Source organism: Candidatus Desulfatibia sp. (assembly GCF_036446775.1).
Taxonomy (GTDB): domain Bacteria; phylum Desulfobacterota; class Desulfobacteria; order Desulfobacterales; family UBA11574; genus Desulfatibia_A.
Map to the genome: position 1 here is coordinate 1 of NZ_JAZFTO010000260.1, position 7,608 is coordinate 7,608.

General features: G+C 48.5%; 8 protein-coding genes. 4 read left to right on the forward strand and 4 right to left on the reverse strand.

Annotation, left to right across the window (positions count from 1 at the left end):
* Positions 1 to 224: 224 nt before the first annotated feature.
* From V3S16_RS12455 to V3S16_RS12465, 3 genes are read right to left on the reverse strand one after another with little or no spacing between them, the layout of a single operon-like run.
* Positions 225 to 1,622 (reverse strand): ATP-grasp domain-containing protein, encoded by a 1,398-nt coding sequence (locus tag V3S16_RS12455; RefSeq protein WP_413885406.1) that lies wholly within the window; start codon positions 1,620 to 1,622, stop codon positions 225 to 227.
* Complete coding sequence (locus V3S16_RS12460; RefSeq protein ID WP_413885408.1) at positions 1,582 to 2,703, reverse strand: tyrosine/phenylalanine carboxypeptidase domain-containing protein; 1,122 nt, start codon at positions 2,701 to 2,703, stop codon at positions 1,582 to 1,584. Before V3S16_RS12460 ends, V3S16_RS12455 begins: the two co-directional genes overlap by 41 nt.
* Positions 2,678 to 3,973, reverse strand: coding sequence for a citrate synthase (locus V3S16_RS12465; protein ID WP_413885410.1), 1,296 nt, complete (start codon positions 3,971 to 3,973; stop codon positions 2,678 to 2,680). The genes V3S16_RS12460 and V3S16_RS12465 overlap by 26 nt, the downstream gene beginning before the upstream one ends.
* A 296-nt stretch (positions 3,974 to 4,269) precedes the next feature.
* Between V3S16_RS12465 and V3S16_RS12470 the strand changes: the two genes are divergently transcribed.
* The 4 genes from V3S16_RS12470 to V3S16_RS12485 are packed head-to-tail and all read left to right on the forward strand — an operon-like array spanning position 4,270 to position 6,862.
* Positions 4,270 to 5,052 carry a hypothetical protein gene (locus tag V3S16_RS12470; RefSeq protein ID WP_413885412.1) on the forward strand — a complete coding sequence of 261 codons (783 nt, stop codon included), beginning with the start codon at positions 4,270 to 4,272 and terminating at the stop codon, positions 5,050 to 5,052.
* 41 nt (positions 5,053 to 5,093) lie between these two features.
* Entirely contained in the window at positions 5,094 to 5,651 is a 558-nt protein-coding gene (locus V3S16_RS12475) for a hypothetical protein (protein WP_413885414.1), read from the forward strand.
* Positions 5,652 to 5,700: 49 nt separating this feature from the next.
* Positions 5,701 to 6,318, forward strand: coding sequence for a CBS domain-containing protein (locus tag V3S16_RS12480; RefSeq protein WP_413885416.1), 618 nt, complete (start codon positions 5,701 to 5,703; stop codon positions 6,316 to 6,318).
* A gap of 25 nt (positions 6,319 to 6,343) precedes the next feature.
* Positions 6,344 to 6,862, forward strand: coding sequence for an HPP family protein (locus V3S16_RS12485; protein WP_413885418.1), 519 nt, complete (start codon positions 6,344 to 6,346; stop codon positions 6,860 to 6,862).
* A 47-nt stretch (positions 6,863 to 6,909) separates the two neighbouring features.
* Here V3S16_RS12485 and nrfD read toward each other — a convergent pair.
* A partial coding sequence (gene nrfD / locus V3S16_RS12490; protein ID WP_413885420.1) for an NrfD/PsrC family molybdoenzyme membrane anchor subunit occupies positions 6,910 to 7,608 on the reverse strand: 699 nt, incomplete at its 5' end.

Consider the following 7,608-nt stretch of genomic DNA (forward strand, 5'->3'; position numbering starts at 1 on the left):
TAGCCCTTGTTTGGAATTTGAGACTTGGAATTTGTGATTTATTTGAAATTTGGTGCTTGGAATTTGTGATTTATTTAATGTTTGGTGCTTGGAATTTGTGATTTTAGACACAAAACTCCAAGGCAGAGCCAAATATCTCTGACCTGGCTCTCCGAGGCGTAGGCTCTACGAGCCGGAGGCCCAAAGGACCAGGTTTTTCAGGGCTAAATAAAAAGGGGGACCAACTAACAGCAACTCTGAAGTGCCTTCACAAAAGCCGCGGCATAAGACCCTAATTGTTGCAAATTGCCGTCAAGAATACTTGCATTTGTTTGTATCATGGCCAAACGGGCTTCGTGACGGATTTCCGTCGCCGGCAGGGGCAAATTGCCCAGGACACACCATTCATCGGGGCTTTCCACGTCCCGGTAGGTTGTTCCGCTCCGCACCCATTCGACGGCGTGGTCTGCAAGGGTATAGAGGCCCGCTTTCAAATCGTGTTCCATACAGTAGGGCTTGTCTTTTAAGCTGTGGATGATCAAGTGGGCGCCTGCATACGGGGCCCGGTACATCCGGCGCAGTTGCTCTAAGAACTCCGGGGAGAATGCTTCCACAAGGCCCATGAACTGCATCACGTGCAGAGCTGCCAGAGGTAATTCTCCCCTGTCTGCCTGTAGTAAAGACAGCAGCATGGTTGACCCCTGGAACCGCGGGTTGATCTCCAGCGCCAGGACTTCGTCGCCGTTTAAGAGGAAATCCATGCCAAAAATTCCCAGAAAGCCTTTGCTGCCCATGTAAAGACCTACCTTTTCCATAATAGTACAGATTTCCTCTATCACATATGCGGGCACCCTGCCGGCGGCTGAAAAATCATTTCCGCAGTAAATTTCAGCCCGGCGGGTGCATCCGCGGATGCCCACAATTTGAACCGACGGGCAGACAGCAATGGACCGCAGTCCGGAACTTGTACGCAGCACGATGCAATGCCCGTTTAAGGACGGCACCGGTATGTATTTGGACAACTTTACCCACTGTCTGGCGTCAAGTATATCCCTGACCCCGTCGAATGCGGCCTCATCGTTTACAAAGTAAGTATTTTCCCCGGAAGAGCCCACCGGAGGCTGAACCACAAAGGGACCGCCCAGGTGTGCGCCGGCTTTAGCAAAAGTTGTTTCATCCAGCCGGCAGACCAAAGTTTTGGGAGTCTTTACACCCAGCCGGGAGAACAGTTGCAGTTGTCGCAACTTGTCGTCAAACAGGTCCTTAAGCTCCAGGGAGGGCGCCAGAACCCGAAAGCGCCTGTCTTTTTCTAAAGCCGCAAGCGAACGGTAGCAGACCGTGTAGATGGGAGCATTGGCAGCATTGATGTACGTTTCGATCTGCTTGCGGATCGACCCTTCCCACAGTCTTTCAAGGTCTCGGTTTCCCCAGTTTTCCCGTCTTTTTAGATTTTTTTCAACGGAAAACAGGCGCTCCGCGGCCCAGAGACCGGCATACTCCGTACCAAAGTCGCAACAGAAAACCGCTTCTACGGGAACAAAGTCAAGGACTGTATAGGCATCAACGCCCCTCTGCCCCACCCAGACCCAGGTCCCCTGATATTTACTTAAGGCATCCTTCAACTGGTACAGATTCTTTATCATCGTCCATTTCCAACGGGAAAACCCATTTCGAGGTATCTACAAAACCGTCTTGTACCAGCTTTGCCATTACTTGTACATGCTTGAAAGCTATTTTCCCACCCATAAGCATTGAAAGATTGCCTCCGCTGTGAAGATACGACCTAACCCGGTCGGGACCGGTAAAATAATGGAATTCCTTGGTAAGCGCACCTGCATGGGCAGTGTCGCACAGCCCCCGTTTTATCCGCTCCACGATAGCATACGCCGTCTTTTCATCAAAATAGTCCCGCAGCTCTTCAAAAACTTCTGCAAAACCGGCTGATAGCGAGAGGTATACCGCCAGGCAGCGCCCTGCGTATATCTTCTTTTGGAAAGAATAGAGGTGCCCGGACCGGTTTTCCAAATGGACCGCCAGCCCCTCTTCGGCTTCCCTGTATCCGGCCGTGCCCATGCAGAAAATGCCCCACGGCAGACAAGAGCCGTTGTGGATGCGAACAGCGTGGGCGTCGACTTCATGTACTAAAAGGCGCTGTATCTGTTGCGGTGCAAACAAGGCCTTCTTGTTCAGACAGATTGCACGCGAGGCGGCGTCCACCGAAATCCTTGTCGCCATGGAAGATAGCAGCACAATGTTCATAGAAATACCGAGTTTTTCTAAACGAGCCTTTAGCATTTTGGCAAATTCTTTGGCGGAGCTGCTTGGTTCCGGAGGGGTAACATGGGCGAATCTTACAAGTACCTCACGGGCTTTCCCGGCATCCTCGGCGGTTGGAGCACCAAAAATTTCAATGGCACGCCGGGTAAACTTGTCGCTGCCGACCGCAGCAAACATCTCTTTCGTAAGATCCAGCTCGTGCTGCTTCTGCTGGTAGATTTCAACTACTTCATCCGGGGCATCGAGGATCTCAAGAGGTAAAACCGCATCAAAACCGGCGTATTTTGAGGGGGAGTTTTCATACCGAAACACAGGAGATTTTCTCCTGCGCGGGAAACGAGGATGCAAAAAAGCTTCTCTTTCATCATCTAAGTTTACCGGCTTGACCGCTGAACTCAGGTTGAGCCCTTGCAGCAAGCTTCTAAGCCTGGCATCTATGGCGTTCATGAATGGGAATATAATCCGTAATAGAAGGTCCGGTATAGATCTGACGTGGCCGTCCCAGCTTCCACATAGGATCGTCCATGCTCTCTTTCCACTGCGCGATCCATCCGGGCAGCCTGCCGATGGCAAACATGACCGTAAACATGTTAGTGGGAATTCCAATGGCCCGCAGCACAATACCGCTGTAAAAGTCGACGTTGGGATAAAGATTTTTTTCAATAAAATAATCATCCGTTAAGGCGACTTCTTCCAGTTCCTTGGCCAGATCGAGCAACGGGTCATTGATATTAAGCTCTTCCAGGATCTTGTCACACATTTTTTTAATTATTTTAGCGCGGGGATCATAGGTCTTGTAAACCCGGTGGCCGAACCCCATCAGCCGGAAGGGGTCTTTTTTGTCCTTGGCTCTTGCAATGGCCCGCTGATGATTACCGCCGTCTCTTTGAATATCCTCCAGCATTTCAATAACGGCCTGGTTGGCGCCACCGTGCAGCGGTCCCCACAGGGCGGCGATCCCGGCTGAAATAGCAGCGTAAAGATTGACCCTGCCGCTGCCCACCAGTCTTACGGTGGAAGTCGAACAGTTCTGCTCATGATCGGCATGCAAAAGCCAAAAAACGTCTAATGCTTTCGCCAGCGTTTCATTGATCTGATAAGGTTTGACCGGCGTATCAAACATCATGTGCAGAAAATTGGCCGAGTACCTGTAATCCGGCCGAGGATAAACGACCTTGTGACCTCTGGATATCTTGTATGACATGGCCGCCATAGTGCGCATCTTGGAGAGCAGCCTGGTAACGGTAATGTTGATCTCTTCTTCAATTGTCTGTAGTTCGGGATAGAAACTTCTTAAAGCATTTGCCATGGATGAAAGGATACCCATGGGGTGCGCACCCCTGGGAAAGTTCTGATAAAAAATCTGCATGTCCTCATGCACCAGGGAATGATCATTGAACAGAATCGAAACCTGCTTGAGTTCTTCTGCGGTGGGCAGCCTGCCGTTGATTAGAAGGTAGGCGGTCTCGATAAAACTGGAATGCTCGGCCAGTTGTTCAACCGGAATACCGCGGTAGCGTAAAATGCCTTTTTCTCCATCCATAAAGGTAATGGAACTTTTACAGCTGCCGGTGTTGGCATAGCCCGGATCGAGCGTAATCAGCCCGGTCTTGGGGCGCAGTTGCGATATATCGATGGCCTTTTCACCTTCGGTACCTGTAACAACCGGGAACTCATAAGTTTTACCTTCAAATTCTAGCTTTACTGTCTCGCTCATGATTTATCCTTTTATAAAATTTTTTGCACAACAATTTATGCAAATTTTGGTGAATATATAAGAATATAGTGTCCTGGTCAAGTCTCCAATTGGGATTGGGAAGGACGTGGTTTACTTGCTCAAACCGATATGTTAGCATTATATTACCATCAATATTCAGCCACTAAGACACAAAGACACCAAGAAGTAATAAATTTGGGAGGAAAATAGAATAATTATATAATCTTAGTGCCTTGGTGGCAAGCCCCTCCGAGCAGTAAATATCAAGTGGTTATTAAGAAGAAAAAAGAAACATCATGTCCTTTAAAGAAAATCTTTTAGAGAAAATCAAAATCAACCGCCTGGCAAAGCAGGTAATCGCAACCATCGGACCGCCGGACAGCGACCGCAAGGCAGATAGGAATAGCATGCGCAGCCTGCTTGAAATGAGTACATATACCTATAGAAAAGAGCGGGATCTTGATCTATATTTGCGGGATGCCGCTGCCGCACAGACCAACATTCTGGTGCTCGACAATGATCTGGCCATTTATAACACCTTTGTCGAAGACGTGGCTTTACGCAAAAGCCCCACGGTCAAGGAGATGATCAGCATCCGAAATGTTATCAAAATATTAAATGACAGCGATGTGGTCATCAGTAAAAAAGAAGATTCGGTCAAAACCATTCAGCAGGAATGTATCGAGACGCTGGATCTTAGCTTTGACGAATCGGATCTAAACGAAATTGTCAAAGACGGCTGCGCGTCACTGGAACGTGACTATGCCGAAGGCGTTATCGAATCGCTGGAACTTTTTGCCGAGATTCTGGAGTACGAACCGGCTCCCAAAGCCTTTAAAATAAGTCATCATAAGGGTTTCGGCGTCTTGAGCCGCAAAGAGAGCGGGGAAATTGTCTTCGGTCCCATGGTCATTTACAGCCTGATCCACAACTCTTTGAATTTAATCGACCGGCAGGTCGGCAGTTTTGACAAGGAAGCTATCGAATTTATCCACCAAATAGCCTCGCAAAAGGAGCAGGCCGACGCTGAAGGACCCGACGTCTTCGAGCACCTCAAACAAAAGGCTCTCCGGCAGTAAAATTTACGAGACGTTAAATTAATGAGAGAAGGAGCAAAAAGATGGCGAGCATTTTGGGAAAAATAAAGCAGAGGATCGGCAGGCTAACCGGTAAAATGAACCAGCAGCAAGAGGCGATCACGTTTGCCGAAGCAGGGGAGCCGGAACATGCTCAGCAATTGTTTCAAGAGCAACCCGAAGCACAGCAGCCCGCAAAACTTCTGGTGGTCGGCAGGGAAAGCAGCTTTTCCGGAGAGATCATTGACTATGCGCTGGAAATGTCGCAGCGGATGTCTTATGGGATCATCGCCCTAAATACAGCGCCGCTGTCCTGTGATACGTTTAAGCTGTTTTCATCATCCCGCGACGAGTTGTGCAAAAAGTTTAAATCCCTATCAGAAGAAAATGTCGGAATATTTCAGCAGGCTGCCGCTGAAAAGGGAATATCCTTTCAGCATGTTATCATGTACTGTGAAACTGACGAGGCCTTGGAAGCTGTCAGTAAGGAGTTTGGTGAAATTTCTTTTGTGGTCTCGGAATCCGAGGAAGAACGGGTTGAAGACGGAACCGAAGACGGTGAAAAATTACGGAGGGAACTTGTCGTTTATTCAATAGTTTGATGCTGTCCGGCGTTTTATTTAAAGCAGGAGAGGTTCTAAGGATAATAAAATGAATAATCGATATTTAGACGACGGCCCCATGGATATCTCGGATGACGATATCTTAAAAGCGATGAAGGACATCAGCGGATATTTGGATATTACTCCCGGCGACTTTAAAGAAATTTATCGTATTGCCTTTAAACATGCGGTCGAACGATTGACATATTCTATCACGGCCAAGGATGTGATGACCAGAGCGGTCGTTTTTGTAAAAAAAGACACGTCCTTGGAAGAGGTGGCCGATATTCTGGACCGCCACCTTATCTCCGGGGTTCCGGTAATTGGAGATGACCAAAATGTTGTCGGCGTTATTTCCGAAAAAGACTTTCTGTTCCACATGGGCGCCAAAGAAATGAGATCGTTTATGGGAGTTGTGGGCCACTGTCTAAGAAATAAAGATTGCATCGCCCTACCCATGCGCATGCAAAAAGCAGAAGACATTATGACATCTCCTGCGATTACGGTGCGTGAAGATACACCTGTTTTCGAAATAGCCAACATGTTCACAGAGAAGAATATTAACAGAACACCGGTCACCGACCGGAACAACAAACTGCTAGGCATTGTAACCCGAGCAGATATTGTGCGATCGTCCTGCGCCACAGAGAATTCGACAGTACTCTAAAAATGATATGGAATATTTCCGGAAAATGAAAGGGACGACGAAGAGCCCGCCAGCCGTGGGTTTTTCTGAAATCATCTGGTCCTGGATCGGTGCTTTTCTGGGCATCGGTTCTGTAGCTTTTATAAATTTTAACGTATTCGAAGGCACAGATCTGGTAATGATCATCGGTTCCTTCGGCGCCTCCGCCGTTTTGATTTATGGCGCCATCAGAAGTCCCTTGGCCCAACCGAGGAATCTGATCGGCGGCCATATCATTTCAGCGATCATCGGGGTAACGGCCTACAAATTACTACACAATCAGATGTGGTTGGCTGCCGCTGTCGCCGTTGCAACGGCGATCGCAATCATGCACGCTACCCGGACACTTCATCCACCCGGCGGAGCTACCGCATTAATCGCGGTTATCGGGAGCCCCAAAATCCATAGCCTTGGCTATCTGTATGCGGTTATTCCCGCCGGTAGCGGTGCTTTTGTTATGTTGGTGATTGCTGTTTTGATAAATAATATCCCCAAGACACGCCAGTACCCGGAGTACTGGATTTGAAGAGTTTATTAACCGGTTGGAGGAAAAAACTGAAGAAAGGGTAAAATTCATTGCCGCGCTTCAAACCTCTGTTCAATGATCAAGGCCGGTCTGATCAGCATGGTGACAACCGCTATGCCCACAGCCAGGATGCCGAGCGTAACACTGATCTCCACCCAGCTTGGCACGTAATCGATCACCTCCCCCATGGGTGACGGAACCAGCCCCGGTATAATCAATCCGATGCCTTTTTCCATCCAGATACCTACAAAAAGCAGAACAGAGGCCGGGAACAGCACCATAGGATTATTGCGGCCCGGGTTAAAGGCCAGCACCAGAGTGCCCAAAATGTTCATGCCGATAGCGGACCAGATCCATGGCACCAGGGAATTATGACCTTTGAGACCGAAATAAAGGTAGACCGCCGGCAGGCTGTGATGGGTGGGGAAATAGAAATCCTTGAAAATCTCGGAAAAAAGCATGATCAGATTAATGATTGCGGAAACGACAATGATAATCCGCAGTTTGTTAAAGGTCTGTTTCTCAATTTTAAAGGTGGTGGCGGAATGAATGATGACCAGCACTATGGTTATCAACGCCGGACCGGCCGCAAAAGCTGATGCTAAAAACCTGGGACCCATTAAGGGGTTATTCCAGAAAGCCCTGGCGGGAAGCCCCTGGTACAGAAAGGCCGTCACCAAGTGGATTGCAAAGGCCCAGAATATTGAAAGGATAACAAAGGGGCGGTATATCTTTTCATTGGGTTT

Bases quoted from the DNA above. Each gene is read 5' to 3' on its own strand.
- V3S16_RS12460 (WP_413885408.1), bottom strand. From the start codon at position 2,703: ATGAACGCCATAGATGCCAGGCTTAGAAGCTTGCTGCAAGGGCTCAAC.
- V3S16_RS12465 (WP_413885410.1), bottom strand. From the start codon at position 3,973: ATGAGCGAGACAGTAAAGCTAGAATTTGAAGGTAAAACTTATGAGTTC.
- V3S16_RS12480 (WP_413885416.1), top strand. From the start codon at position 5,701: ATGAATAATCGATATTTAGACGACGGCCCCATGGATATCTCGGATGAC.
- V3S16_RS12485 (WP_413885418.1), top strand. From the start codon at position 6,344: ATGAAAGGGACGACGAAGAGCCCGCCAGCCGTGGGTTTTTCTGAAATC.
- V3S16_RS12470 (WP_413885412.1), top strand. From the start codon at position 4,270: ATGTCCTTTAAAGAAAATCTTTTAGAGAAAATCAAAATCAACCGCCTG.
- V3S16_RS12475 (WP_413885414.1), top strand. From the start codon at position 5,094: ATGGCGAGCATTTTGGGAAAAATAAAGCAGAGGATCGGCAGGCTAACC.
- V3S16_RS12455 (WP_413885406.1), bottom strand. From the start codon at position 1,622: ATGATAAAGAATCTGTACCAGTTGAAGGATGCCTTAAGTAAATATCAG.